Origin of the sequence: Limnofasciculus baicalensis BBK-W-15 (assembly GCF_024178385.1) — a bacterium.
Classification (GTDB): Bacteria; Cyanobacteriota; Cyanobacteriia; order Cyanobacteriales; family Coleofasciculaceae; genus Limnofasciculus; species Limnofasciculus baicalensis.
Map to the genome: position 1 here is coordinate 1 of NZ_JAMZMM010000039.1, position 25,926 is coordinate 25,926.

Genomic DNA, 25,926 nt, shown 5'->3' on the forward strand with positions numbered 1-25,926 from the left:
ACCTTACACTGCTTCCAAATTCTTTTCCCCCGTGCGGATGCGGATGATTTGCTCGACAGGGCTGATGAAAATCTTACCGTCGCCAATTTCACCCGTCCGTGCAGCGGCGATAATTTTATCTACCACCATATCAACTTGGGAATCCTCGACCACGATTTCCACTTTGAGCTTTTGGAGAAACTCAACAGTGTACTCAGAACCACGATAGCGTTCCGTTTGACCTTTCTGCCGTCCAAACCCTCTCACCTCAGAAACCGTCATGCCGACGATTCCTGCGTTGACTAGAGCGATTTTGACTTCATCCAGCTTAAATGGTCGGATAATTGCTTCTACTTTTTTCAAGATCTTCGCTCCTATCTCATGTTCTACTCTTTTTTACCAAACCAGCATTACATTTTCTACTACATCCACTACGCAAGTTGTGTAAATCCTAATATTGTTTGGGTTAAGAATCAATTGGATTGCCATGGGGGGGATGGAGAGACAAGGAGGATAATCGGCTTTTTGTAAAGATAAGTAAAGCTAAACTGACAACAGATGACAAAGAATAAAAACTATACTATAATGTAAGAGTGTCCGACATGGGGCCTTAATGGTTTCGACGTGTTGGCGAAAACTGACCCGTGATACAGGTCGAGAGTGAGTCTCCTCTCGTAAATCAAAGGCTCGAAAAAAAAGTAAATGCGAACAACATCGTTCCCTTTGCTCGTAAGGCTGCCACTGTCGCTGCCTAATAGCCTCTAACAGGTTCGAGCGTCTGTAGTTTGACTCCGTTAAGGATTCCAGACAAACCCCCAACGGATGCTCTAATTAGCTTTCTTTGGTAAGCTAATTAGCTAAGACTTTATCAAAGTATCCTGTCATCCGGGATAATGGATGGTTCCCGCCCCAAGGATTAGAGGGGATAAGCCTGTGAATGAGCGATAGGTGAATACCCAGGGCGGACACGGGTTCAATTCCCGTAGGCTCCACTTGTATTCAAGTTTAGATCAAACCACCTCCTACTTTTATGTCGGGGGTGGTTTTTGATCAACTTGGTGTATTTTAATCATGTCCACCTATCCATAGCGGTTTTGAGCTATATGAACTATACCTCAGAAACCGGGTTTCTTCAAGAAACCCGGTTTCTCTTTGCCTCACGCATCTAAAAAAGGCTGTATAGGCAACTACGAAAAATAATTCGTTGATTGTTGATTCTTTCCTGATAGAAATATATAAACGGGGAATTAGGAATAGGGATTAGGAGCAAGGAAGGGTTTCTCTTTCCTGCTTTCTGAGTGCGAGCCTGGAGACTTTCAATTAGAATAACTATCCGGATGGCTTTATAGCTTACAGAATAATCAGATAGCCCAAGGGGCTGTAAATTTACCAGCAACTGTTGTCGGTGACACTATTAGACAAAAATCTTAAGTTGTGCTGGTGTAAGTCAACTGATTGGAAATTTTATCGCACTTCTTTGATGAGTCTAGTAATGAGTTAACCATCAACAAGGCGCAGGATACTGACTCACGAATACCTAACTTTTAAATCTCAGCATGTCTAGACAAATACAGAAACAAGAACAAAGTATGGGCATTAAACCCACGTCTGGTTATGGTCCCAGCGACAGAGCAATCATCGAAATTTCTCAAGAAAAATGGCGGTGTATTCAAAGTGATATCGAAGCAGAATTAGTAGATAGTGAAGTGTACCGCCGCACGATAGCTGGATTACAAACAATCCTGGGAGAGGAGTTTAATACTGCTCAACTTCTCGTCAACGCTGTAGGGCAAGAAGCTGTCCGATTAAGCTTGCATCAGTTTGCTAAAAACAATAAAATTATGCCTGTTACTACCGCAGTAAGAGACATTGGTAAAGAAGAAGAATTCGAGTTTCGCCAAGAGATGGACTATCGTGAAGGAAAGGAACCTGTACAGTTTGAAACAACCTCTGGGGAAATTCTGTTAGATTCATTTAATCGGAAAAAATCAGCAAGTTTGATTAATAAAAAAAATGGAGAAATTAAATCTGGAAAAAAACTTACTAAATCAGAATTATTGACAGAACAATTTTCTCAAAAACGGGAAAAAGCTTTACGTCAAATAGGTCAAGATTTACGGCAAGCACGTCAATCTCGCTCTCTGAGTATAGAACAACTGTATCGTCAAACCTTAGTACCAACATATCAAATTAATGCGTTAGAAAATGGTCGCATTGCTCAATTACCAGAAGATGTTTATATTCGCGGTTTTATTCGTCGGCTTGGGCAGGCTTTAGGGTTAGATGGTGTGGCAATGGCAGAATCTCTACCAATACCTCCTGATTTGATTAAAACCACAGTTTCCCCCTGGTATCAAGTTCAATTTGGAGGGGGGATACAAGTGACTCCAGTTCATTTATATGTTGGTTATACCGCCTTAATTGCGGGGGCTGTGGGAGGTTTAAACTTGATGTCACACCCATCTCCATTGGGGGTATCTATTGAATCTAATTCAGCTCATTCCCCTCAATCATCTGTTGCTTCTAATGCTGAAAAGGCAGAAGCAACGAGTAAGCCTGGAGTGAAATCAACTAAAACAGGTATAAAAGTTGGGGGTGATATTGCGCCGCCTGAAGTATTACCATTTTAGAAAGAGGTGAAAGGTTAGGGGTTAGGGGGTAAAAATTAGAGGAATAAAAAATATTTTTCACATCTTACATCTTACCTCTCACCTCTTAGAAATCACTTCAACATAAATATGTTCTAGCCGCACTGGATGACGAGTAATTGATTCGATAGGAATACCCTCAAAGAAGGAGAGAATCTCTTTTAGATCTAACCTTTCCGGCAACCAAAATGCGAGATCGTTTCCGTATAGTCTGTGGGTAAATCCTAGTTTCTTTCCTCGTGCGATCGCATTTTCCTCTTCAGATGTCTGAAGCACTACAATTTCTTCAGCTTTGACTCTTTTTCGCAACTCTTCCAACGTTCCTTCAGCAACAATATGTCCCTGTTTGATAATGCCAATTCGCTGACAGAGACGTTCCGCTTCATCTAATAGATGAGTTGTCAGTAAAATAGTAATTCCCCTATCTTTAAGAGAACGAATTAATTCCCATATTTCATAACGTGACTCAATATCTAATCCCGTAGTCGGTTCATCTAAAATTACTAATTTTGGCTGATGAACTAATGCTACAGCAATATTTAATCGCCGCTGCATTCCCCCGCTGAGAGTTTCTACTGGGCTTTTGGCTCTATCTAATAGGTTAACTGCTTTTAAGCATTCTTGTACCTGTTTTTGGCGTTGCTGTTTGTTTAAACCGTAAATTTGAGCGTAGAAATTTAGGTTTTCTTCACAGGATAGGGTTTTATATAGTAAGTTTTCTTGTGGGGCGACACCAATCAGCTTTTTCGTGGCTTCAGATATTGGTTGGTTATTGATTGCGATTCTGCCACTATCTGGTTGTAGTAGATTACAGATAATATTGATTGTAGTTGTTTTTCCTGCGCCATTTGGTCCTAATAAACCGTAAATTTCTCCTGGGGCAACCTTAATGGTTAAATCCTGGATCACTAGTCGTTTTCGATATGATTTTGTCAGGTTTTCTATCTTTAGCACAAGTTTATTTTTTATGGGATTAGAGGTTAGAGGTGATTACTATTTTAATATAAATACAGCAGATTGCAGGTTGAGGAAGTACAACCCAGAAACCCGGTTTCTTTAAGAAACTGGGTTTCTCTGTACCTGATGTACCTGAAAAGTGCCTTATTATAAATTATAACTTTCTCTCAATTCTGACCATTGCCTGATAGGATAACCACCCCATAGCAATCGTCACGAGAGCAAATAGAGATAGAAACCAGAAATGCCCTTGAATTTTGGCGAAGCTATCACCATTAGCCCAGACTCCAATTAAGGCTTCATTCATGTGATATATTGGGTTATATTTGGCAATATCCAGTAACCTCTGGGAAAATAGTGATGTAGGCAAAAATGCTCCTCCTAAAATTAAAAGCGGTACGCCAAATGTTGCGACTAACGCATTGACATCCTCAGTGCGTCGTGCTAACTGAGTACCGAGAATGAAGCCGACACCAATATATGCGATAATACTCAGTATGATAATTAGTATACCCAATGGCACAGAACCCCTGATTTTTGCACCCAAAAAAGCAGATACAGTATAAACTAAGATAGTTTGACCAGTAGCAATACAGCTATGGGCTAAAAAAATACCTAGAAAATAAGAAGTACCACTCAGGGGGGAGATAAATAAACGTTTTAGGGTTAGTTGTTCTCGTTCTGCTACTACTGTTGCTACTGTACCGCCTAAACAACTAAAAAACAAGGCAGCACCTACTAGTGTAGAAGGGGCGGCAATTTCAAAGGCTTTGGCTATGGATATTTTACCTCGTTCTGTCAAAATTAATCCGTTGATTAATAGGATAGAAATGGGAAAAATACTCCAAAAAATTAGGCTACGTTGTCTGCGACACAATTCGATTAAGATTCGCTGGGCTACGGCTAAGGTTTCTTGATAATATTTCATTTAGACATGGATGGTTGAGCGGGAGGTTATTAGATCATTTGTACTGTAACTACGCCAGAGCGCACTGCTATAATACTTCATCCTTCATCCTTGGGAGTGGGGTTTGAGTGTTTTCAAATAAACTTGCGATCGCGACTATGAACTACATTGCTAAAACTATTACAATTTTAGGTATCGCTCCTCTATTGAGTCTATTATCTTCGGCTGTTTATGCTGAATCTCCACAAACTATTATCCCTCAAACTACCTCAGAAATTATGGCGAGGGAAGGGGAAGCTCAAAAATACCTTGGCGCGATTAACTCAGCACAACTTACATACTACTTGGAACATTCTCGATTTGCGACAAAGATTGAGGATTTGGGTATAGATATGCCGTCAGGTAGTAATACCTATCAATATCATATTCTAGAGGAGGGTGAGGAAATCAGGAAGATTATTATAACTGCTAAGGCTAATGATTCTAGTGTTAAAAGCTACACTAGTGCTATATTTTTATTTTCTATTGGTGAATCGAGGAAAGCTATTGCGGGTATTTGTGAAACTATTAAACCTTCTATTTATCCGCCAATGATGCCTATTGCGCCTCCCTATCCATCAATTGGAGTTTTATGTCCAGATGAATCTCATGCTATTGTTGAGTTCGATCGGAAAGTGACGTTTTAAGAATGAAGGGGATTTATGTAATTTCAATCTATCTTCCATCCCAAACGGGTAGGTTGTTCATAAATCAATTTCAATGTATTTATATCTCTCACGGAGATTGGGGGGGGATTTCTAACTTGAGAAAAGTACAAAACATCGGTTTCTAAGGGAGAATGACCCCAAATTCCTAAAGCATGACCTAATTCGTGACGAATTGTAGCAATTGTATAGTCTAGACTTTGGTCGGGACTGAGGAAAATAGTAAACTTATGAGATAAAATATTTTCTCCATCTCCTGTTGATTTCACATAAAACTGATAACGGGTTTCCGCAGCACGGGCGCGGGGGATATCGAATTTACCAGTTTCTTGGTTGAAAGTAGATTGAATGGGAGGGCGCGATCTCAAAATGGTAATATCTGCTATTTCTGAGTCAGAAACTACTTCTAATGGTAAATAAATATTCCATTCTTCTATAGTTTGTAATACCCCATTCACCCAATTTTGAAATCTCTGAATACTAGCAGATATTTCCTGGGAATCTTTTGGTGTTTCTACATAAATTTTTACTGGAAATTCTGACCAAACTAAATAACCGATAGGGGTGGGCTTTATCGCAGAAAAGTAATCGCCAGCGTTAGTAACATCTTGCCATTTGGCGAGAGAAGGGGGTAGAGGGTGAGGTTGAGGATTGGGTAGGGAAGCTGCGAGAGTTGGGGCAGGAGGGGGATTTAAAGAGGTGGGGTTGGGATTGGTGGTGCTACCTGATAGCGGTGTAAAAATAACGAATATAGCCGTCAGAAAAATCACGCCAATCAAAAGGAGACGTTTTTTGATGTTTCTTTGGCAAAGCCTCAAGCTAGGAATAATAGTTTTTTTCACTTTTAACTAGATTAATCTGAAATAGGAATAGTAACAGTAAAGGTGGTTCCCATCCCAACTTCACTATCTACCGTTATCCCCCGTTTTCAGTATTTTCACGGAGAATGGGGATCTCCCTGTTTCCTCTTTAGGTATTTTTACTGAATAATTATTTTCTCTCCACAATGATAAAGCTAGTTAACTTCATTTCAAATTAAAACAAATTAAAAGATTATAAAGATTTTCTGAAAATTGTGCATAAAGACAAGGTGGCGCTGGACAAGTCTCCTAAAATCAGCTAATCTTGTATGACAAGGGTATTACGTGTAAGACAAAGGGTTTAAACTTAACCCTTTCAGGAGAGAATAATAACCAAAAAGGGTAACCCTATCTTTCTCTCCTCACAATTGGGATTGAGTAGGTTCAGGGCTTCTATAATTCTAAGTTTAATTACAATCCCATCACATTATTGGAAAATCAGATACCGCGACTTTCCACAATTAACTTGAGGGAGGGACTACGAGAATCGCGATCTGAAGTGTTTAGATTCCTTCAGCTCTAGCAGGAGGATAAAGTATGAAATAATCCCCATAGATAAATACATTCGGTTGTATTTGTACTATGTGGGATATTGGCGATAGACGATAAAAATTTTTATGCCTTTTATTGGGGAACTGACTCGTGCGCACATACTTTATGGTTAATCCTATTTTAGCCAATCAAACCAAAGATCGATGATTTCCGACTTCCTTAAATAATTCTGCATAATTAGTTTAGTTAGGGCGATCGTATCGTGATGACGACACAACAAAAGTCCTCTATTGTCTCTACCTCGTCATTTGCAGCGTCACGGCCAATGCGCTATCTCAATACGTTGCAAAGGCTTCAGTTAAGCGGTCAACTGTTGTTCACTGAACCAAAGGGACAACAATGGATCTTTCACCTGGATCAAGGAAAACTAATCTATGCTACTGGAGGAATTCATCCCGTAAGAAGGTGGCAGAGAAATGTAGCATTTCACTGTCCTCAAATTGTTGCTAACAGTTCGGCAATAAAGCGAGATTTAGCTAGTGTAGAATTCACAAACTACTGGGATTATCAGCTATTAGAATTGTGGGTAAAGCAGGAAAAAATTACCCTACAACAAGCTACATCAATTATCCATTCTGCGACTGTTGATATTTTATTTGATGTGGGACAAGCCAGTAATGTGACTCATCAGTTTAAACCCACCAGCTTGCTATCCAACCGACTGGTGGCAATTGATTTAATCAAAGCAATCGCGGATGTTGAACCGCTTTGGCAAGCTTGGCATAACGCTAGTCTTGGTAACTATTCTCCTAACCAAGCTCCCACAATCAAGCAACCAGATCAACTTAAACAAAACAGTTCACCAGAGGTTTATGAAACGCTGACTAAATTCCTAGATGGTAAACAGAGTTTGCGCGACTTAGCCGTGCAAAGAAAATGGGATCTTGTAGAAATAGGTCGTTCCCTTTTACCTTACCTGGAATTGGGGTGGGTAGAGCTGATAAACATCCCAAATCTGCCAATTCCTGTTTCACCCACACCCACTATACCTGGAAAGTCAGGTGCGATTGCGCCCAGCGCACCAGGAAAGCAGATCGCAAATTCTACCAAACCCCTAGTTGCATGTGTGGATGACAGTCAGTGGGTAACTCAGATGATGGAACGACTAATTACAACAGCCGGCTATCGATTTCTGGCGATCGATAATTCCATTCGAGCGATACCAATTCTATTAGGGCGTAAACCAGATTTAATCTTTTTAGATCTTGTAATGCCAAATGTCAATGGATATGAACTTTGCACTCAATTACGGAAACTTTCCTGTTTTCGTACTACACCAATTGTGATCTTAACTGGTAACGACGGTGCGACTGAACGAATCCGATCAAAACTAGTCGGAGCTTCAGATTTTTTAACTAAACCCTTGAATGCAGCAAATCTGCTTAAGGTACTTCATAAGTACATTAGTTGTTAGTTATTTGTTATTGGTTATTTGTTGTTAGTTGTTGGTTATTGGCAATTGGCTCCAAAGTTTATTGTTGTAAAACAGGCGATACTTCTGTTCCCGTTATTAGTTATTTTACCAACAACCAACAACCAACAACCAACAACCAACAACCACTTTCCATTAACGAGGTGAATTTCATGAGTACTGCCCTAGTTGTTGAAGATTCCTTGACTGACATGCAAATTCTCAGTAGTTGTTTGCAGCAAGGAGGGATCAATGTCTTGATTGCCCAAAGCGGGGAAGAAGCCCTCGCCAAAATTAGTACCCAGAAACCTGATGTGATCGTTCTAGACGTTGTGCTACCAGGGCGCAGTGGGTTTGAGGTGTGCCGCGATTTGAAAGCTGCTGCTGAAACTAGCGATATCCCCATTATTATTTGCTCCACGAAAGGAGGCGAAATGGATAAATTCTGGGGAATGAAACAGGGTGCAAATGCTTACATAACTAAACCAATTGACCAAGAAGAATTTGTCCGAACTGTTAAACAGCTAATTAGTAAATAGTTCGGAATATCTGGCGATTAATAGATGCGACATTCCGCATCTTTATTTTCCTTCTAAACTCCTGAACTAGCTGTTTTTTGTAGGGTGGGCACTCCCCAATATAACTCAAAAAACATAAAATTACGTGAGTGGGGAGTGCCCACCCTACAGTTATTTGGAGCATCCCACTTTGGCAAAGATACTTGTTTTTTGCCCCCCTTTTCACCCCCCCAGCCCTGCTTGTCAAAGGGGGAAGCAAGAATACAACCTGGATTTCTTCCAAATCAGGATGCTCCCCAGTTATTGACTGTACTATCTGGTAGATAAGAAAGACAGATGAACTCAATTAACACAAATTGGCGACAATTAGGCTCAAAATTTATTGTCCTTATTGTTCTGGCTGTGGCTGTGCTATTTGCCATTGTTTCCTGTAGTGGTAAAGCGCCATCAAAAACTCAGGGAATTGCACCAGAAGTGGTGGTAGATTATCTGCACAAAATTATTGAAGCGGAGCGTAGTGTTTACACCGAACATGTTGTCAATCGTTTGGGTGAATCTGGAGTGATGAAAACATCAGAGAATTGGAAAAATGAGAAAAACCTACCCCTTCCCGCGCAAATGCTCCGTATGGCAGCAGAGGAATCCTCTCAAGATGGTGCTTTTACCTATCGCTTGATTTCTCCATGGAATATTAATGATGAACAATCCCCTAAAACTGAGTTTGAAAAGAAAGGAATGGAGAATGTTATTAAAACTGGAGAACCGTTTAAAGAATTACAAACTATTAATGGTAACCAGTACTTTTCCGCAATTTATCCTGACAAAGCTGTGTCTATAGCTTGTGTCAAATGCCACAATAATCATCCTGTTCACAAAAAGCGGTATCCTAACAAATTTTTCTCCATTGGAGATGTGATGGGTGGTATCGAACTCAACCTGCCCCTGAAATAAACAACTAACAACTAATAACTAACAATGTCTGATACTTTATCACTACCAAATCGCCTATCCCCAATTATAGATACAAGAGCCTTACCACCCTCATCAAATGCCAGCGAACAGTTTTTGCGGTTACATCTCATCCCGGATACAACTGCACTCTTACCCATCCAACAACTAATAGAAGTACTAACCATTCCCATCGGACAAATTGTACCAATTGCCCATATACCTTCTTGGGTTATGGGTGTCTACAACTGGCGCGGGGAAATCCTCTGGATGGTGGATTTGGGACATCGCATTGGACTTCCCCCTTGGCATCAACAAAAAATGGGTATTTCAACCCACACAGCAGTTGTGCTTCATATTCGTTCCGATCAAAGGACATCTACTAATAGTAAAAGTCAGATGCTAGGGCTAGTTGTCAACCGAGTTGAAGATATTGAGTGGTGTAATTCAGATTTGATTCAATCACCACTATCAGTCAGTATCACTCCCCAACTCGCTCCATTTTTGCGCGGATACTGGTTAAAATCTACAGGTGAAATGCTCATAGTTATTGATGGGAAAGCAATTATGGCAGGGATGCCCAAAGCCTAACTTTTAAGGATTTAGGCATCCGCGCTACTAATAGTGTGGATGGTGCGTTAGCAAAGCATAAGGGAGCATCCCGAGAAAGGAAGAAATGCAGGTTGTATTCTTGCTCCCCCCTTTGATAAGCAGGGCTGGGGGGGTGAAAAGGGGGGCAAAAAACGAGTATCTTTGCCAAAGTGGCATACTCCCAAGCCTAACGCACCCTACAGATAAAATCTTTGTGTAAGTTTTGGTCGTTCCATGACACAGCAGATTGTGGACATTGCCCACCCTAGACCATTTTAGATTTCTCAATCCCTATTTTTGATCGTGAGGTTTGTCCGATGACTCAGATTTCTCCTAAGTCAAATACCCAAAATAAGACGAATAGTAAAGGGTCAATTTCTAATCCTATTCCAGTTGAAAATCAAACGCCTGGAAGTAATACACCTCTGTCCGATCAGAGTGGCGCATTCTCAGAACCAAAAGCCATAAAATTGCCTGAAATAGAACGGATGTCTGGCAAAGCACAGACTCAAAAGAATCCTCTACAACGGCAATCAGCTAGTTGGTGGCAAAGCCAGAGTCTGCGGACTAAAGCCACAGCATTAGCCGTGGCCATTGGTACGATCCCGGTGCTATTAACTGGTTTCACTGCCTATCAGTTTGCGAACCAATCGATTACTAAGCAATTTTCCGCGACGAAAATCAGCCGTGCTACTGGTATGGAAGACAAGGTTTTGCGCTTCATAAGATTTCGTTATTCAGATATTCAGGTTATTTCTAATCTCCCAGTCTTGTCAGATCCGAAGTTGATTGAAACAATTCCTCTCTCAAAAAAGCAGGAAACACTAGACAAATTTGTAGAATTTTACCAAGTCTATGACAGCATTGCTGTATTCGATCTCAAGGGGAACGCGATCGTTCAATCGGAAGGATCTCCTATTACTGAAAACTACAGCGATCGAGATTATTTTCAGGCAGTAATTAAAACCAATCAACCTTTCATTAGTAAGCCTGAAAATTCCAAGTATACTGGTAAACCTGTTATTTTCTTCGCTGCACCGATTAAAGACAAATCCACGGGAAAAACGATTGCGGTTGTCCGATCTAGTATGCCAGTTAAAGCCCTAGATGAGTTGATTGCAAACTTCGGTGAAGGTGGAGACGAATATCACTTGATTGACTTCTCTGATGGTGGAAAAATGTTCGTAGCTAATAACAATAATAAGGATAATAAAGAGGCTTTAGCAGCATTTTCCGACTTTAAAAAACTCCAAGCAACAGGAAAAGAGAATTCTTTAATCGCTACTGATGAGATTGACAAGAGTCAGAAACTATTGGCTTATACACCGTTTGGCAAACTAGAAGGCTTACCAGAGTTGAAATGGGGGGCACTTATTGCCACACCTCTTGACATCGCCTTTGCGCCACAGAGACAATTACTCCTTGCGATCGCAATTGGTACGGCGGTGACAGCTTTACTAGTGGCGGCACTCTCAGCTTACATCGCTAACAGAGGGACTCGTCCGATTGTGGCAGCAGCTAGCGCAGTGGATAAAATTGGACAGGGAGAATTGGATACTCGCCTGGAAGTTGAAGGGGGAGATGAACTTGCTGCACTGAGTGCAAACATTAACGAAATGGCCGAACAGCTAGGAAACTTTGTGGCGGAACAAGCCCTAGCCACATCTCAGGCACGCTTATTAGCAGAAATCACCACTGTTCGTTCCGTTGGTATCCAAGCCCTACAAGATATCTTCGATGTCGCTGTGGTAGGTGGAAAACGAATCTTTAACGCTGATCGAGTTATTATATATCGCTTAAATCCAGACGGTAGCGGGGATGTGGCAGCAGAATCGGTGAATTCTGGTCGCCCTCATGCCCTCAATGGTAACATCAAGCATCCTCCTCTTTCCCAGCAACTACTTTCTGCTCACAGCGATCGCGGTATCGTGGCGATTAACGATATTTCGGCGGCAGATTTGTCTGTCGAACACCTGAAATTTATGGAACGCCTAGATGTTAAAGCTAGCATTGATGTACTAATTCTAGAACGAGGTCAGCCCTTTGGCTTATTAAGCGTTCACCGCTGCGGAAATTCACCGGATTGGCAACCGAATGAAATCGATTTTCTCAAGCGTTTAGCAGAGCAGATGCAACTATCTCTAGACAGGGTAAATCTTCTCGAACAGACGAGAAACCTAGCCGAAGAACAGCGAAATCTCAAAGAGGGATTGCAAAAGCGTGCGTTGGAATTGCTGATGGAAGTAGATCCGATTAGTAAAGGAGATCTCTCCATCCGCGCCAAAGTCACTGCTGATGAAATCGGTACAATTGCTGACTCATACAACGCCACCGTTGGTAACCTGCGGAAAATCGTGCTGCAAGTGCAAAAAGCAGCTAACCAAGTAGCTCAAACCACTAGCAGTAACGAAGCATCCATTCAATCCCTATCCGCAGAAGCTTTGCGCCAAGCAGAGGAAATTTCAACTGCGCTACATCAGGTGCAAGACATGAGCCAATCCGTGCAACTAGTTGCCAACAATGCCCAACAAGCAGAAGCGGCTGTGCGCGAAGCAACTCAGATGATCCAAGAAGGTGACAGTGCCATGAACCGCACTGTGGACGGGATTATCGCCATCCGAGAAACAGTTGCAGAAACAGCCAAAAAAGTCAAGCATTTGGGCGAATCTTCCCAAAAGATTTCTACCGTGGTTAACCTCATCGGTACTTTTGCTGCTCAAACCAACTTACTTGCACTCAACGCCAGTATTGAAGCCGCACGCGCCGGGGAAGAAGGAAGAGGATTCGCGGTGGTTGCTGATGAAGTGCGCTCCCTAGCACGGCAATCTGCTGAAGCTACCAGCGAAATTGAAAAACTTGTGGCTGCTATTCAAGCCGAAACTAACGAAGTAGTTGCTGCGATGGAAGCAGGTACTCAACAAGTGGTAATGGGGACGCAATTGGTGGATGAAACCCGCCAAAGTTTGAACAAAATTACCGCAGTTTCTAACCAGATTAATAAGTTAGTTGAGGAAATCGCTATGGCAACAATTATTCAAGCCCAAGCTTCCGAAGCTGTGACTAAAACCATGTCCAATGTTGCTGAAATCACCACTCAAACTTCAAAAGAAGCTGGGTTAGTTTCTTCTTCCTTCGAGCAACTGCGAAAAGTTGCTCAAGTGTTACAAGATGAAGTCGGTCAATTTAAAGTTAGTTAGTCAGTATTTACGCAGCTACATAGTATCTATATGTAGGGTGTGTTATGCGGAGCTAACGGACCATCAACACTATTAGTAGTTTTACTGCGTAAGTCCTATTAAGGTTAGTTAGTCAGTATTTACGCAGCTACATAGCTATATAATGGTGATGGTGCGTTAGCAAAGCATAACGCACCCCACAGATAGCTAATAAACATTTCTATTCCCTTTAGTAAAATATGGCAATCAACCCAGATATTCGCGACGAAGCATATAAAATTTTTATTACCGAAGCTCTCGAATTATTGCAGATTATTGAAACAGGTTTACTAACCATCAGACAAGAGCGTAACACCGGAAAAGTTCATGAATTAATGCGAGCGGCTCACTCGATTAAAGGCGGATCTGCTAGCCTAGAATTAGATGCTATCTCCTCTATCGCTCATCGGTTAGAAACAATTTTTACGGCACTATATAGCGAGACTTTAGAGATTGATATTGACTTAGAAAACCAATTGCTAAAAGCATTTGACTGTCTTTCTGTGCCACTTAAATCACAGATTAATACAGGTTTTTTTGATGCGGAGCAAGTTTTAGCTATAGCTGAACCCATATTCAATCAGATTGAGGAAAGACTTGGAGATGCTATAGCTGAAACTAACAGTTACATCCCCAGTTCATCGGAATTGGGATTGAATATGACATTATCTATTTTTGAAGTGGATGTAGCTGAAGGATTGGAACGCTTTGCAGCAGTTTTAGCTAATCCTCAAAACTATGAAATAGCCGGAGAATTAAGGGCACAAGCAGAGGTATTTGCTGGGTTTGGTGAATTGTTGAACTTGCCGGGATTTAGCGCAATCGCCACAACAGCTTTAACTGCACTGGAAGCTAATCCAGATTTTGATCTACAAATTATGCAACTAGCATTGAGTGATTTTCAAGCTGGTAGAGAAGCGGTACTTGGAGGAGACTATACCACCGGAGGTACTCCTTCTGATGCTTTAGTTGCCTTGGCTGATTCAGTGGGGGAGATAGGGAATGGGGAATGGGGAGTAGGGAATGGGGAGTGGGGAATTTTTGATTTTACCAGCAGAGAGAAAGATTCTGAAGTTAGAGAAATACCCTCATTAGAAGATATTTTTTGCAGTACATTTACCACTTTTGAAATAGAATCATCACCAATTACAGATACGCCAGAAACTATAGAATCCGCTGTGCAATCGATTGAGGATATTTTTAATAGTTTAGCACCTATTGAGGAGATTGCGTCACTGACATCTCAGTTAGATTTGGCTAGTAGCTCAAAGATAGAGAAATTAGTCCCAACGCAGCCGATAATTGAGATAAGTCGTACTGAATTAAATCCAGAATCAGATCTGACTTTTCAAGGAACAACATCACCCACACCTAACCTTTCTGTGCGGGTTGACTTAGAGAGACTGGAACGGATGAATAATCTGGTGGGTGAATTGGCAATTAACCGCAATAGTCTTTCTCTGCAAAATCAACAATTACAGGGAGCAGTTCGAGAGTTATTGAATCGATTTGCCCGATTTGGTTCCCTAGTTAATTTATTACAGGAAGTATCAGATAAAATGGTAGTTGGTGCTTCCAGTCTTGGATTAATTGGCTCACATTCTGGTTCAGAATTTAACCGTTCGTTATCAGTTACAAAAACAATCGATAACGGACAACGGATAACTGATAATTCCCATTTTGACTCCCTAGAAATGGATCGCTACGGAGTCTTACACTCCCGCCTCCAAAGTATTCTAGAAGAAATAGTGCAACTTGAAGAATCGGTTGATGATATTGCTCTTTTCGCTAAGAAATCAGATCAAACACTGGAACAACAGCGACAAAGGCTAGCTTACCTTCGAGATGAGTTAATGTGGGCACGGATGTTACCAATTGGGGAAGTGGTGAACCGTTTTTCCAGAGTATTGCGGGAATTGTCAACTACCTACAATAAACCAGTTAATTTGAAACTTAGCGGTACAGGAGTATTGGTTGACAAAGCTGTTTTAGAAAAACTTTACGATCCTTTACTACACTTACTAAGAAATGCCTTCGATCACGGAATTGAATCGCCAGAAATTCGCCGTAAAATAGGTAAGTCAGAACAAGGTAAAATTGAAATCAGAACTTATCATAAGGGTAGTCAAACTATTATTGAAATTAAGGATGATGGACAAGGATTAAATACCGAAAGAATCGGCAATAAAGCAATAGAATTAGGATTAATATCGCTCGACAAATTAGCAACGACAACCAACAATCGCTTGTGGGAATTCATTTTTGAGCCAGGATTTTCTACAGCAGATCGAGTTAGCGAATTGTCTGGGCGGGGAGTGGGATTAGACGTAGTACGACGGCAATTGCGATCGCTAAAAGGAAATCTCTCTGTCACCTCCTCACCAGGAATTGGCACTACCTTTACCTTACGTCTACCACTAACCCTAACAATTGCAAAATTACTCGTCTGTTTCGTTGGTTCAACAGCTTTAGCATTGCCATCTGACAGTATTGAAGAAATTATAGTTCCTAAAGCAAATCAGATAAAACAATCTGGAAATCAGCGGTTTTTGCACTGGCAGGAACAACTCGTTCCTACTTATCGAATCGCTGACTTATTAAAATATACCTGCCCCCTGCCAGATAGTTTACCTAGTAAAGCATTGGTAGCCGTACCCTCTCCAGAAAATTGGGCACTACCCATGTTAATTTTAAAGCAGGAGGAGCAAGCTTTTGCTCTGGAAGTAGATCGATTGGTTACGGAGCAAGAATTAGTAATTAAACCCTTTGGTAGCGCCATCGCACCACCTAATTATGCCTACGGTTGTACTATATTAGGAGATGGTAGTTTAATCCCGGTTATCGATTGTATGGCGTTGCTCGAATTCGATCGCACTCAAATCGCAATAGCAAACCAAATTAATACTGAATTAACCCCAGAATCCGATCTTGAATTAGGCTTATCTGATACATCGACTACCCTGAAAACTGCTCAATTATCGACCATTTTAATTGTCGATGATTCTGTCGCCCTGCGGCAAACATTAGCACTTACTTTAGAAAAAGCAGGATTTAGAGTTTTGCAAGCAAGAGATGGAAGAGAAGCGATCGAAAGATTGCAGCAAATTTCATCGGTAAAGCTTATAATTTGCGACATAGAAATGCCCAACATGAACGGTTTCGAATTTCTCAGCCAACGTCGAGCTGATCCTCAACTAGTGAAAATTCCCATCATCATGCTCACCTCTCGCAGCAGCAACAAACATCGAATGCTAGCCATGCAGCTTGGTGCTACCTCTTACTTCACCAAACCTTACCTAGAACAAGAATTTTTAACAGAAATTAAAGAGATAGTTATTAGTTGTTAGTTGTTAGTTGTTGGTTATTTGTTATTAGTTTTTAATTCTGTGTCATTCCATGGTGATCGTAGAATAATCTCCTCCAAAACCTCTGTGTAAACCTCTGTGAACCTCTGGGTTAAAAAAAATATTAGTGCGGAAAATAAAATGACAAAGAAACTGATTAAACTAATCGTATTTACGATTAAAAACCTCAACTTTTCCTTACCGATTGAGAGAGTATATAAAATATTAAATCGCACCACGATTTATAGTAGTGGCACAAATCAAGTAGGAATTGCTCATATTAGCGATCGCGAAATTACCGTAATCGACTTACATCGACGATTCTTCAAAGCCAGCTTAATTAACGAATCTGAAAGTAATGGTTATCTGGTAATTCTACAAAATACAACAGGGGAACTTTACGGAATTCCAGTAGCAGAAGCGCCTATTTTAATGGACGTACCATTATCGACAATTCGGGTGCTTCCAGAAACCTATCGTCAGGCAGATACGCTGGAAATTGCCCGTCATGTTGCAGTGATTCCTCAAGGGGAAGGAGCGCTTACTGTGTTTTTATTAGATGTGGATTTATTGTTACCAAAATTACAAACTACCCACTAGTACCACTGGGCGGAAGTTAAAAGTATTTCATGTAGGATGGGCTGTCCCCAGTATAAATCAAAAAGCTGATTTTTACGTTGGTAGCGACAGCCTACCCTAGAGTTATGGCTTGACAAATAGAAATGTAAAGATATGTAATGCTTGGCGATGAAGATAAGGGTAGAGGATGTTAAGGTTATTGTAGCAAGACATTAGTAGATGAGAAAGCTCCAAAACAATTTTTTTACTGTCAGGTTACTCCTTATGTCAAAAAAACACGATAAAGAAAAAGTTAAACATTCAACTAAACGCCAAAATACGGATAAAATGAAAGACAAAGAAGACAAATTTCAACTGGAAGAAAAAGAGGCAAAAGATCTCAATAAAATCAATAAAAAAGCTTATCAAAAAGAATTATCTAGACTGCAAGTTGAGCTAGTCAAATTGCAGGAATGGATCAAACATAAGGGATTGAAAGTTGTTGTTATCTTTGAGGGAAGAGATGCAGCAGGAAAAGGTGGCGCAATTAAGCGGATTACGGAATGTTTAAATCCACGAGTTTGTCGTGTTGTTGCTCTTGCGACTCCCACAGAAAGAGAGAAAACTCAATGGTATTTTCAAAAGTACGCAGCACATTTACCAGCAGGAGGCGAAATGGTGCTTTTCGATCGCAGTTGGTACAATCGTGCGGGTGTGGAACGGGTAATGGGGTTTTGCACTTATGAAGAGTATGTGGAATTTTTGCGATCGTGCCCGGAATTTGAATGTATGCTGCAAAGAGCCGGAATTATCTTAATTAAATATTGGTTTTCTGTTAGTGATATAGAACAAGAATGCCGCTTTCAAGAGCGAATTGATGATCCAACTAAACGCTGGAAACTGAGTTCAATGGATCTAGAATCTCGCACTAGATGGGTGGAGTATTCTAAAGCTAAAGATGAAATGTTAGCAGCGACAGATACGAAAGAATCGCCTTGGTATGTGGTGGAAGCTGATGATAAAAAACGCGCTAGATTAAATTGTATTACTCACTTGTTGAGTATGATTGAGTATGAAGATTTAACGCCAAAACCGATTGAATTGCCACCACGACAGAAAGAATTGGACTATGTTCGTCCTCCTATGTCTACTCAGAATTTTGTCCCGGATCTTTATTGAGGGCAGGGGCTAGATGGAAGATTAGCAATTAGCTATTTTAGCCTAATTTAATTTCTCTATGAAAAACTGAACGTGTTAGTTTGGGGCGGTAGTTTATTGTTCTGATATTGCAGAGTATTAAGATGACTGCGATTGCAACCACTTCGATCGACCCGATCGAGACTGGTTATACTTTAAAATATCAATCCTCGTGAGATGCCGCAGTATTGGGTATCGGATCTGAAAAATTCCCAATTGAAGGTTTTTAGAGATTGGCTGGAAGGTAACTATCAGACGGAAGTGACACTGGTTGAGGGTATTATTTCTCCGTTGTCTTTTCCTGATGTGGCAATCGAGGTGCGGCGATTATTTAGCTAGAATCTTAATTAAGCATAAGAAACAAGCTTCATCTTATTTAATCTCATTTTTGGGTACTGCTCTTTCCTTACCAATTGCAGTGTGGGACTCTTTTATTGTTCCTTATCTTGCTATTCATGCTCCAAGTCTGTAATTGCTCCGGTAGTCAAAACGGCAGATATATTTCCTTGAATTATATCTAAGTGTGAATTTTGCGCTCTAAGCGTTATGATGACAGCGCAATTAGCTTTGGCATTCTGCATTCTCCAATTTCTTTTAAACTCAACAATTGGCTCCGAGCCAATTACCCAGATTAAGGAGATTTCTCCTGATTCACCCGCTCAATTTTACGGGCAAAATATGTTTCCTGATGCTGCAATGACTTGGCTAAATCTAGCCCCTGTTGAAAATATTCCAACGCTTTAGCATAGTTTTTCTCCTCTAAATAAATTTCACCCATTTTGTCATAAACATTCATTAATCCAAAAGCATTATAAGACTGCTGCTCAACCCAAAGGAGAACTTCATAAACTTCTAAAGCCACCTCCGGCTGATTATCAGTATGGTAAAGTTTTCCTAGCCTTTCTAAGGCATCACTAGCCTCAGAAAACTGATCTAATGCAAGGGCTTGTTTATATGATTCTTGGTAGATTTCCGATGCTTTTTCTAGTTGATCTAGTGCTTCATAATCAGCCGCGATCGCAATTTTCAATCCGGGAACCTTAATTATATTTTCTGGATTGCGGTAAAGTTCCACTAATTGTTCCTTGATTCGCAAAGATTTTTCCCTTTGCTTCGATTGGTTGTAGATATTAATTAACTCTTGAAGATAAACTACTTGATTGATTCTATCGCTATTTGTTTTAGCTATATTCAGCAACTCTTCATAAGTAGTAGCTCCTTTCGGATAATCAAACCAAGCCAAATGTAACTGTGCGATAGTTATCAGAATTTGCTCTTCCGCTTTAGCATCTTTTTGCTGACGAGCATCAGCGAGAATTCGATTATAGATAACTAAAGCAGGTCCTGGTACTCGTACTTGTAGGTAAGCTTTACCTAAAGCATTTAACAAAGGTTTATCTAAAGTTTGCTTTTCCTCTGCTTCCTGTTGAATAGTTTTCAATCGTGAGGTAATAAGCTGTGTCTCTGGCTTATAATTTTTGCCCCAGGCAATTTCCCCAACTCTGCCTAAAGCTTGCACCTCTTCTAGGGAGCCTCCTAATACCCGCCGTAAGCGAATTTCCCGATACCAAATTTCAAAAGCTTTTGGTTTATTACCCGCATTTAATTCAGCCGTTGCTTCATTATTCAGTTTGTCCAAAGCTGCCCTGAGAGTGTATTCTTCTAAGGGACTTAAAGATCGATCTACAGGTGGATTGGGCAAAAGAGGATCTTCACTAGTCGGGATTTCCAGTGGGCTTAAAATAGGTGCTTCTACCCGTCGATTCCGTTGCGCCAAGGCTACTGAAGTGAAAGATAATAATAAAACAGCAGTCCATACTCCTGTCAAGATGCCAGACTTTTTTAAGAAGTCTGGTATCTGAAACTTCTGAAACTTGGGTTGTAAATGGTTTAATATCATAATAATCGTACTACTCATAACCCGATTGACGATACACTTAAGACTAAAGTTTCTGCTCAGAGCCTATCCCACAAAGCCATTCTCAAGAAGTACCATAAGTATTAATCTAGGTTCATCTCCGGTTTTAACCATAAATCCACCCACTTTTATGACTCAACGCCCCTCAAAATTATTTTCCCTCATATTGGTTATTGCGATCGCGCTCTTGACTATCCTCACCACAGCTTGCACTCAAGTCATCACCGCCCAACAGCGCACCTTTCTCGATTTATCCCTCAACTTCTTAAGCGAGTACAAACTCCCCGATCTAAAATATCAGGATACACCTGTGGGCGGGTTGTCTGCCTTGACTTATGACAGACAGCGCGATCGCTTTTTAGCCCTCTCTGACGATCGTTCAAATTTAGCACCAGCAAGATTTTACACCCTCAATCTTACTATTGATAACAAAGATAGCGAAAAAATAGGTATTGCCAAGATCGATATTGAAGATGTTACCTTCATTAAAGATGAAAACGGCAAAAACTATAGCCCAGGAAATATTGACCCCGAAGGGATTGCCTTGTCTCCCAAAGGAACCGTATTTATTTCCAGTGAAGGAGTTCCCAGTAAAGGGATTGCACCATTTATCAGAGAGTTCGATCGAGAAACCGGAAAATTACAGCAAAATGTCCGAATTCCCGATCGCTTTCTCCCCAATAATAATACAACAGAGGCAGAAAAGCCCCGTGGCGTGCAAGAAAACTTAGGCTTTGAGCCATTAACATTAGAACCCAATGCTTTAGCAACAGCAAGTGGCGATCCTTTTCGTCTATTTACTGCTACAGAATCCGCTCTAATTCAAGATAACCTACCCTCAAAGTCAACAGAAAGTCCCAGAATTCGCCTCCTCCACTATTTACTTGGAGGAAGTATACGCCCGATGCTAGTTGCCGAACATCTATATCTGCTAGACTTCCCTCCCCAAGGCGCTCTCGATAATGGTTTAACTGAATTAGTTGCTTTAGATACAGGAGGTCACTTTCTTAGTTTAGAACGAAGCTACGGTTTATTGGGAAATGGAGCTAAAATTTATCAGATTACCCTCGGAGGCGCTACCGATACTTCTAATATTATCAGTTTCAAAGATAACATTTCTAGTATCGCTCCTGTCAAGAAAAAATTACTCTTAGATTTAGCTGATTTGGGGATCTACCTGGATAATTTGGAAGGGATGACACTCGGATCTCGCTTACCAGATGGCAGTCAGAGTTTAGTGTTAGTAAGTGACAATAATTTCAGCAATTCTCAGGTGACACAGTTTCTTTTATTTAGTCTTACAGGTTTGAGTTGATCGATGGTACAATCTGCTTAAGCAGGATTATCGGTATCCATCACTTCATTTGCAGAAGGATTGCGCCATCAGCGTCAGGATTTTAATTATGCTCAACCTTTATACAACAGATTTTTACGCTTGGACACAACAACAGGCAAATTTTCTCCGACAAGGTAAACTAGATGACATTGACATTATTAACTTGATTGAGGAAATTGAATCCTTGGGGAAGCAACAAAAACAGGAACTAAAAAATCGTCTTGGGGTTTTAATTGGACACTTACTGAAATGGAATTATCAACCTAACCGTCGTAGTAAAAGCTGGAAATATACCATTCAGGAACAACGCCTACAAATTATTGATTTGCTTGAGCAAAACCCTAGCTTGAAACCATATATTGAAGAGGCAATAACGAAAGCATATCAATTAGGATTACTATTGATTGGGCGCGAGACATCTCTTAATCCCAAAGAATTACCTATTGAATGTCCTTATAGAATCGAACAAATTCTAGATGTCTCTTTTCCTACCGATATTGAATCCATATAGTACAAATAATCTCCTCCCATTCTAATCATAAATAACATAAAATCTGTTGTTTATGATCAAATGTTTTCCTTGAAGGAATTATCGCGAATAAAATCCTCAATATTGCCTTTTATAGTAGCACAGATAGTATCCAGAGGCAAATCATTCGGATCGTCACCAAAGGGATTTTCTATTTCCAAACCAATTTCTTCAATACCAAATAGTGTAAAACTAATCAAAGCCACAATTGGACTTGTTCCCCATCCCAACTCATGAACTATCTGAAAAGGCAATAAAAAGCAATAAATTAATAACAATTGCTTGAGATGAATAGTATAAGCTAAGGGGAGAGGTGTTCTTAAAATCCGCTCGCAGCCGCCTAAACAGTCAATTTTACTGTTCAGAATGGTTTGCATAAGAACCAGATTACTATAATGTAGGATATCACTACCCCGTTTATACTGCTGTTGTAAATAATCTCCAATCCAGGAGACAATCTGTAAGGGTGGAATATTGCTCGTTTGAAGTTGTAAATACTGAGATTCCGACATCAATTCTGCTAATTCTCTATTTACAGGTTCAGATTTAAGAGATAATTTACACGCCACAGAGAAAGCCTCTACTAACCGCAATGCGGCAATTTTATTAGCTCTATCTTCTGGTTCAACCTCCCCGATCATTACCCAAATTTGCCAAGCCAGATTACGGGAGTCATTAACTATACTTCCCCACAATTTTCGACCTTCCCAATATCTTTCGTAAGCGGTATTAGTGCGAAAAACTAGTAATAATCCCAAAACAATACTGGGGACAACACCACCGAAAATAGGTTCCGATACGGGTACTTTTAAATAGTAAAGTACAGAGATAATCAAGCCAAATACACCAGCCCAAATAACTCGTTTATAAATTGCAAAAAAAACAGAGCCTTTGATCTGAAAAGCCTGTTGTAACCATTGATTTTTGGTTCGGCTCATATTCTCGCTAGATCCCCTTTATTTCAGAAATAAAAATTTGCCATTCCGTCCATTCTTTGCCATTTTAACACGAGCTACATAAAATTATTTCTGATTTAATCGGAATACCATTAATCCCACGTTGCTGGTGAAAATAAATTTCAGCAATTTTTGCCCCAGCGATTGATTCTTGCCCGATTAGGGAAACATTTCCCGTTTGAGGCAGAGCAATCCCAATGGGAATCGCCGTAGATGTATCTCCTGTGGCTGAGGGATTAGCTGTGGCAGACTTGCGATCGCTTCGCAGAGGCATCGCACGCTATTATCGATAAGGTTAATATAGTTAAGCTGATAGAGGCAAACAGACCAGTTCTTTTCATAATAAGTGTCAATGTCTTACAATTAATTAAGTTGAATCCCTATTTCCGAATTCGTTAATGACCCATTCTACCGATATTCGTACCCTAGTTCGCTGGATGGCGGCTGACTTTAGTAACCAAGCCCAAGCCTTTGAGAATCCGCCCTTCTTCGCCCATATCAGGGTTTGTATGCGTCCCCTACCCCTCTCACTACTTAATGGTCCGAGTTTATTTCTCGAACAAGCTTATGATATTGAACTCCATTATCCTTATCGATTGCGGGTATTGAAGTTCATTGAAGTAGACGATCGCATTGAAGTTGAAAACTACAAAGTTCAGGACGAAAAACAATTCTACGGTGCTTCGCGTGACTTGACACGCCTGGAATCTCTTAAAGCAGAACAAATTGAAAAACTTTGTGGCTGTAACTACCAAGTGAAATGGACTGGTGATTATTTTAAAGCAACAGTTGAACCTGGTAAATCTTGTCAAGTTATCTGGAGAGGAAAGGATACTTATCTCGATAGTGAATTTGAAGTATACGAAGATAAGTTAATGAGTCTTGATAGAGGGCGTGATTTAGATACTAATGAGCGAGTTTGGGGTTCAATTGCTGGTCCATTTCACTTTGTTCGTTGGGCTAATTTTGCTGATGAAGTCCAGGTGTAATACTTAATAAGTGGGGTGCGTTACGCTTTGCTAACGCACCATCTACACTATTGTCAGTAAGTCATATCTAAATAATCCTTTAGATTATAATAGAACTTACGCAGCCACACCAGATATAGTTGTAATGGTCCGTTAGCTACCCATAACACACCCTACAAATAGATCCTTTACCTAAGTACTGATTTATAGATATTACACACCATACACCTTTCCCAAAACAAACAACCAACAACAAATAACCAACAACAAACAACCAACAATGAGTGAAACCTCTATTCGTCCCGCCTTAATTACCCAAGTTTTCCCCGATTCTATCGCCGCTGAGATTGGATTTGAACCCGGTGATGCCATCGTCTCTATCAATGGTACTCGTCCCCGTGACTTAATTGACTATCAGTTTTTATGTGCTGATGAAATCCTAGAATTAGAAGTTATTGATACCAAAGGGAAAACCCATTTAGTGGAAATAGAAAAAGACTATGACGACGATTTAGGCATAGAATTTGAAACAGCTTTATTTGATGGGTTAATTCAGTGTAATAACCGCTGTCCATTTTGCTTTATTGACCAACAACCCCCCGGTAAGCGCCAAAGTTTATATCTCAAAGATGATGACTACCGCCTCAGTTTCCTCTATGGTTCCTATTTAACTCTCACCAATCTTACTCAGAAAGAATGGGATAGAATAGAACAAATGCGTCTATCTCCTCTCTATGTTTCCATCCACGCTACTGAACCAGACATCCGTAGCCGTCTCCTGAAAAATAATCGCGCTGGGCAAATTTTAGAACAATTAAAGTGGTTTAAAAAACGACGGTTGCAAATTCATGCTCAAGTAGTAGTTTGTCCAGGAATTAATGATGGAATTCATTTGGAAAGAACTATCCTAGATTTAGCCAAATTTCACCGAGGTGACATCCCCACAGTCGCTTCTGTTGCAGTAGTTCCCGTGGGGTTAACCCGCTTTCGCCCTCAAGAGGATGAGTTGATACCAGTTAGTCAGGAAAAAGCCGCAGAAGTTATCCAGCAAATTCAGGTACTTCAGGCACAATTTAACCATAATTTTGAATCTACATTTGCTTGGCTAGCCGATGAGTGGTTTTTGATTGCCAGACAAGATTTACCTCCAGAATCCCATTATGAAGATTATCCGCAAATCGGTAATGGTGTGGGTTCAATTCGTCAGTTTATCCAACAGTTTCAAGATACTGCTACTCAGATGCTACCAAGTCGCTTGGAGACACCGCGACGATGGACTTGGGTAGTGGGAAATGCAGTGGAAAATGCTTTTGCTCCATTAGTGCAGCAGTTAAATCAAGTCCCAGGATTAGTAGTAACTTTGGTAGCGTTGCGTAGCAATTATTGGGGACAGGAGATAACTGTAACTGGGTTATTGACCGGGCAAGATTTGCTTGATGGATTGGCAGGAAAAGAGTTAGGTTCTGGGGTGCTTTTGCCGACAGTGATGTTGAAGCATGATGATACTCGCTTTTTAGATGATATGACGGTGGCAGAATTAAGCAGTCAGTTAGGGGTTTCTCTGTTTCCTGTCAATGGGATTGAGGAATTGATTGCTACTTGTATTGGGGGGTGAGGTAGGAGTTTTTGGGTTGGTTTGTTAGGGGGAAGAGTGATTTTTTTTTATATAGAAGTGCGCGGAGGTTTTGATCGGATTTTTGGAAATGAAAAGATATTGAAAAAAATATTGAAGTGACTCATAATAATGTGTAAAATCCTTAAAAGGTTATTAGCCCTCCTTTGGATTATTAGACCATAATAGCTGAAACGACGCAAATTCGTCAATTATTG

Annotated in this window: 22 protein-coding genes and 1 other RNA gene; 16 read left to right on the plus strand and 7 right to left on the minus strand. The window is 40.5% G+C overall.

The features are described from left to right. Window positions 1-3 precede the first annotated feature (3 nt). Entirely contained in the window at window positions 4-342 is a 339-nt protein-coding gene (locus NJ959_RS06250) for a P-II family nitrogen regulator (protein ID WP_254010893.1), read from the minus strand. A gap of 241 nt (window positions 343-583) precedes the next feature. Between NJ959_RS06250 and ssrA the strand changes: the two genes are divergently transcribed. Both ssrA and NJ959_RS06260 read left to right on the plus strand, forming a co-directional pair. Then, window positions 584-974: a transfer-messenger RNA gene (ssrA, locus tag NJ959_RS06255) on the plus strand. Window positions 975-1,535: 561 nt separating this feature from the next. Next, complete coding sequence (locus NJ959_RS06260) at window positions 1,536-2,609, plus strand: helix-turn-helix domain-containing protein (RefSeq protein WP_254010894.1); 1,074 nt, start codon at window positions 1,536-1,538, stop codon at window positions 2,607-2,609. A 78-nt stretch (window positions 2,610-2,687) separates the two neighbouring features. Here the strand turns inward: NJ959_RS06260 and NJ959_RS06265 are convergent, their stop codons facing one another. Continuing rightward, complete coding sequence (locus tag NJ959_RS06265; RefSeq protein ID WP_254010895.1) at window positions 2,688-3,581, minus strand: ABC transporter ATP-binding protein; 894 nt, start codon at window positions 3,579-3,581, stop codon at window positions 2,688-2,690. 157 nt (window positions 3,582-3,738) lie between these two features. Further along, entirely contained in the window at window positions 3,739-4,512 is a 774-nt protein-coding gene (locus NJ959_RS06270) for an ABC transporter permease (protein WP_254010896.1), read from the minus strand. A 107-nt stretch (window positions 4,513-4,619) separates the two neighbouring features. On the opposite strand from NJ959_RS06270, the gene NJ959_RS06275 reads away from it, so the two are divergent. Then, window positions 4,620-5,177, plus strand: coding sequence for a type IV pilin-like G/H family protein (locus NJ959_RS06275; RefSeq protein WP_254010897.1), 558 nt, complete (start codon window positions 4,620-4,622; stop codon window positions 5,175-5,177). Between the two features lie 23 nt (window positions 5,178-5,200). Here the strand turns inward: NJ959_RS06275 and NJ959_RS06280 are convergent, their stop codons facing one another. Beyond that, window positions 5,201-6,037 carry a peptidase gene (locus NJ959_RS06280; protein WP_254010898.1) on the minus strand — a complete coding sequence of 279 codons (837 nt, stop codon included), beginning with the start codon at window positions 6,035-6,037 and terminating at the stop codon, window positions 5,201-5,203. A 775-nt stretch (window positions 6,038-6,812) separates the two neighbouring features. On the opposite strand from NJ959_RS06280, the gene NJ959_RS06285 reads away from it, so the two are divergent. The 9 genes from NJ959_RS06285 to NJ959_RS06325 all read left to right on the plus strand — a co-directional run bounded on the left by NJ959_RS06285 (window position 6,813) and on the right by NJ959_RS06325 (window position 18,728). Continuing rightward, entirely contained in the window at window positions 6,813-8,021 is a 1,209-nt protein-coding gene (locus tag NJ959_RS06285; RefSeq protein ID WP_254010914.1) for a response regulator, read from the plus strand. Between the two features lie 170 nt (window positions 8,022-8,191). After that, window positions 8,192-8,557, plus strand: coding sequence for a response regulator transcription factor (locus tag NJ959_RS06290; protein ID WP_254010899.1), 366 nt, complete (start codon window positions 8,192-8,194; stop codon window positions 8,555-8,557). A gap of 315 nt (window positions 8,558-8,872) precedes the next feature. After that, entirely contained in the window at window positions 8,873-9,487 is a 615-nt protein-coding gene (locus NJ959_RS06295; protein ID WP_254010900.1) for a Tll0287-like domain-containing protein, read from the plus strand. 24 nt (window positions 9,488-9,511) lie between these two features. Next, complete coding sequence (locus NJ959_RS06300; RefSeq protein WP_254010901.1) at window positions 9,512-10,075, plus strand: chemotaxis protein CheW; 564 nt, start codon at window positions 9,512-9,514, stop codon at window positions 10,073-10,075. A gap of 317 nt (window positions 10,076-10,392) precedes the next feature. Next, window positions 10,393-13,272, plus strand: a complete 2,880-nt coding sequence (locus NJ959_RS06305; RefSeq protein WP_254010902.1) for a methyl-accepting chemotaxis protein — start codon at window positions 10,393-10,395, stop codon at window positions 13,270-13,272. Between the two features lie 218 nt (window positions 13,273-13,490). Then, window positions 13,491-16,637 (plus strand): hybrid sensor histidine kinase/response regulator, encoded by a 3,147-nt coding sequence (locus NJ959_RS06310; protein ID WP_254010903.1) that lies wholly within the window; start codon window positions 13,491-13,493, stop codon window positions 16,635-16,637. 138 nt (window positions 16,638-16,775) lie between these two features. Next, window positions 16,776-17,234: a chemotaxis protein CheW gene (locus NJ959_RS06315; protein WP_254010904.1), complete on the plus strand. Its 459-nt coding sequence runs from the start codon at window positions 16,776-16,778 to the stop codon at window positions 17,232-17,234. Between the two features lie 306 nt (window positions 17,235-17,540). Continuing rightward, complete coding sequence (gene ppk2 / locus NJ959_RS06320; protein ID WP_373693611.1) at window positions 17,541-18,371, plus strand: polyphosphate kinase 2; 831 nt, start codon at window positions 17,541-17,543, stop codon at window positions 18,369-18,371. 195 nt (window positions 18,372-18,566) lie between these two features. Then, window positions 18,567-18,728, plus strand: a complete 162-nt coding sequence (locus tag NJ959_RS06325) for a Uma2 family endonuclease (protein ID WP_254010906.1) — start codon at window positions 18,567-18,569, stop codon at window positions 18,726-18,728. 292 nt (window positions 18,729-19,020) lie between these two features. Here NJ959_RS06325 and NJ959_RS06330 read toward each other — a convergent pair whose 3' ends face one another. Further along, window positions 19,021-20,307 (minus strand): tetratricopeptide repeat protein, encoded by a 1,287-nt coding sequence (locus tag NJ959_RS06330; RefSeq protein ID WP_254010907.1) that lies wholly within the window; start codon window positions 20,305-20,307, stop codon window positions 19,021-19,023. 130 nt (window positions 20,308-20,437) lie between these two features. Between NJ959_RS06330 and NJ959_RS06335 the strand changes: the two genes are divergently transcribed. Together NJ959_RS06335 and NJ959_RS06340 are read left to right on the plus strand one after the other, a co-directional pair. Further along, window positions 20,438-21,622 carry an esterase-like activity of phytase family protein gene (locus NJ959_RS06335; RefSeq protein WP_254010908.1) on the plus strand — a complete coding sequence of 395 codons (1,185 nt, stop codon included), beginning with the start codon at window positions 20,438-20,440 and terminating at the stop codon, window positions 21,620-21,622. Window positions 21,623-21,710: 88 nt separating this feature from the next. Continuing rightward, on the plus strand, window positions 21,711-22,154 hold the full coding sequence (locus NJ959_RS06340; RefSeq protein WP_254010909.1) for a DUF29 domain-containing protein: 444 nt from the start codon (window positions 21,711-21,713) through the stop codon (window positions 22,152-22,154). A 56-nt stretch (window positions 22,155-22,210) separates the two neighbouring features. Here NJ959_RS06340 and NJ959_RS06345 read toward each other — a convergent pair whose 3' ends face one another. Both NJ959_RS06345 and NJ959_RS06350 read right to left on the minus strand, forming a co-directional pair. Then, the gene (locus tag NJ959_RS06345; protein WP_254010910.1) at window positions 22,211-23,110 is read right to left on the minus strand and encodes a bestrophin family protein; all 900 of its coding nucleotides are present in this window, start codon (window positions 23,108-23,110) and stop codon (window positions 22,211-22,213) included. 64 nt (window positions 23,111-23,174) lie between these two features. Then, the gene (locus tag NJ959_RS06350; protein WP_254010911.1) at window positions 23,175-23,402 is read right to left on the minus strand and encodes a hypothetical protein; all 228 of its coding nucleotides are present in this window, start codon (window positions 23,400-23,402) and stop codon (window positions 23,175-23,177) included. Between the two features lie 124 nt (window positions 23,403-23,526). Here NJ959_RS06350 and NJ959_RS06355 point away from each other — a divergent pair, with 124 nt between their 5' ends. Together NJ959_RS06355 and NJ959_RS06360 are read left to right on the plus strand one after the other, a co-directional pair. Further along, the gene (locus NJ959_RS06355; protein ID WP_254010912.1) at window positions 23,527-24,117 is read left to right on the plus strand and encodes a chromophore lyase CpcT/CpeT; all 591 of its coding nucleotides are present in this window, start codon (window positions 23,527-23,529) and stop codon (window positions 24,115-24,117) included. A gap of 259 nt (window positions 24,118-24,376) precedes the next feature. Then, window positions 24,377-25,711: a TIGR03279 family radical SAM protein gene (locus tag NJ959_RS06360; protein WP_254010913.1), complete on the plus strand. Its 1,335-nt coding sequence runs from the start codon at window positions 24,377-24,379 to the stop codon at window positions 25,709-25,711. The last annotated feature ends 215 nt before the right edge of the window (window positions 25,712-25,926 follow it).

What these genes read in the sequence shown, in the direction of transcription:
- NJ959_RS06260 (WP_254010894.1), top strand. Translation starts at nt 1,536, where the DNA reads ATGTCTAGACAAATACAGAAACAAGAACAAAGTATGGGCATTAAACCC.
- NJ959_RS06270 (WP_254010896.1), bottom strand. Translation starts at nt 4,512, where the DNA reads ATGAAATATTATCAAGAAACCTTAGCCGTAGCCCAGCGAATCTTAATC.
- NJ959_RS06285 (WP_254010914.1), top strand. Translation starts at nt 6,813, where the DNA reads ATGACGACACAACAAAAGTCCTCTATTGTCTCTACCTCGTCATTTGCA.
- NJ959_RS06290 (WP_254010899.1), top strand. Translation starts at nt 8,192, where the DNA reads ATGAGTACTGCCCTAGTTGTTGAAGATTCCTTGACTGACATGCAAATT.
- NJ959_RS06295 (WP_254010900.1), top strand. Translation starts at nt 8,873, where the DNA reads ATGAACTCAATTAACACAAATTGGCGACAATTAGGCTCAAAATTTATT.
- NJ959_RS06300 (WP_254010901.1), top strand. Translation starts at nt 9,512, where the DNA reads ATGTCTGATACTTTATCACTACCAAATCGCCTATCCCCAATTATAGAT.
- NJ959_RS06305 (WP_254010902.1), top strand. Translation starts at nt 10,393, where the DNA reads ATGACTCAGATTTCTCCTAAGTCAAATACCCAAAATAAGACGAATAGT.
- NJ959_RS06310 (WP_254010903.1), top strand. Translation starts at nt 13,491, where the DNA reads ATGGCAATCAACCCAGATATTCGCGACGAAGCATATAAAATTTTTATT.
- NJ959_RS06315 (WP_254010904.1), top strand. Translation starts at nt 16,776, where the DNA reads ATGACAAAGAAACTGATTAAACTAATCGTATTTACGATTAAAAACCTC.
- ppk2 (WP_373693611.1), top strand. Translation starts at nt 17,541, where the DNA reads ATGAAAGACAAAGAAGACAAATTTCAACTGGAAGAAAAAGAGGCAAAA.
- NJ959_RS06325 (WP_254010906.1), top strand. Translation starts at nt 18,567, where the DNA reads ATGCCGCAGTATTGGGTATCGGATCTGAAAAATTCCCAATTGAAGGTT.
- NJ959_RS06330 (WP_254010907.1), bottom strand. Translation starts at nt 20,307, where the DNA reads ATGAGTAGTACGATTATTATGATATTAAACCATTTACAACCCAAGTTT.
- NJ959_RS06335 (WP_254010908.1), top strand. Translation starts at nt 20,438, where the DNA reads ATGACTCAACGCCCCTCAAAATTATTTTCCCTCATATTGGTTATTGCG.
- NJ959_RS06340 (WP_254010909.1), top strand. Translation starts at nt 21,711, where the DNA reads ATGCTCAACCTTTATACAACAGATTTTTACGCTTGGACACAACAACAG.
- NJ959_RS06345 (WP_254010910.1), bottom strand. Translation starts at nt 23,110, where the DNA reads ATGAGCCGAACCAAAAATCAATGGTTACAACAGGCTTTTCAGATCAAA.
- NJ959_RS06350 (WP_254010911.1), bottom strand. Translation starts at nt 23,402, where the DNA reads ATGCCTCTGCGAAGCGATCGCAAGTCTGCCACAGCTAATCCCTCAGCC.
- NJ959_RS06355 (WP_254010912.1), top strand. Translation starts at nt 23,527, where the DNA reads ATGACCCATTCTACCGATATTCGTACCCTAGTTCGCTGGATGGCGGCT.
- NJ959_RS06360 (WP_254010913.1), top strand. Translation starts at nt 24,377, where the DNA reads ATGAGTGAAACCTCTATTCGTCCCGCCTTAATTACCCAAGTTTTCCCC.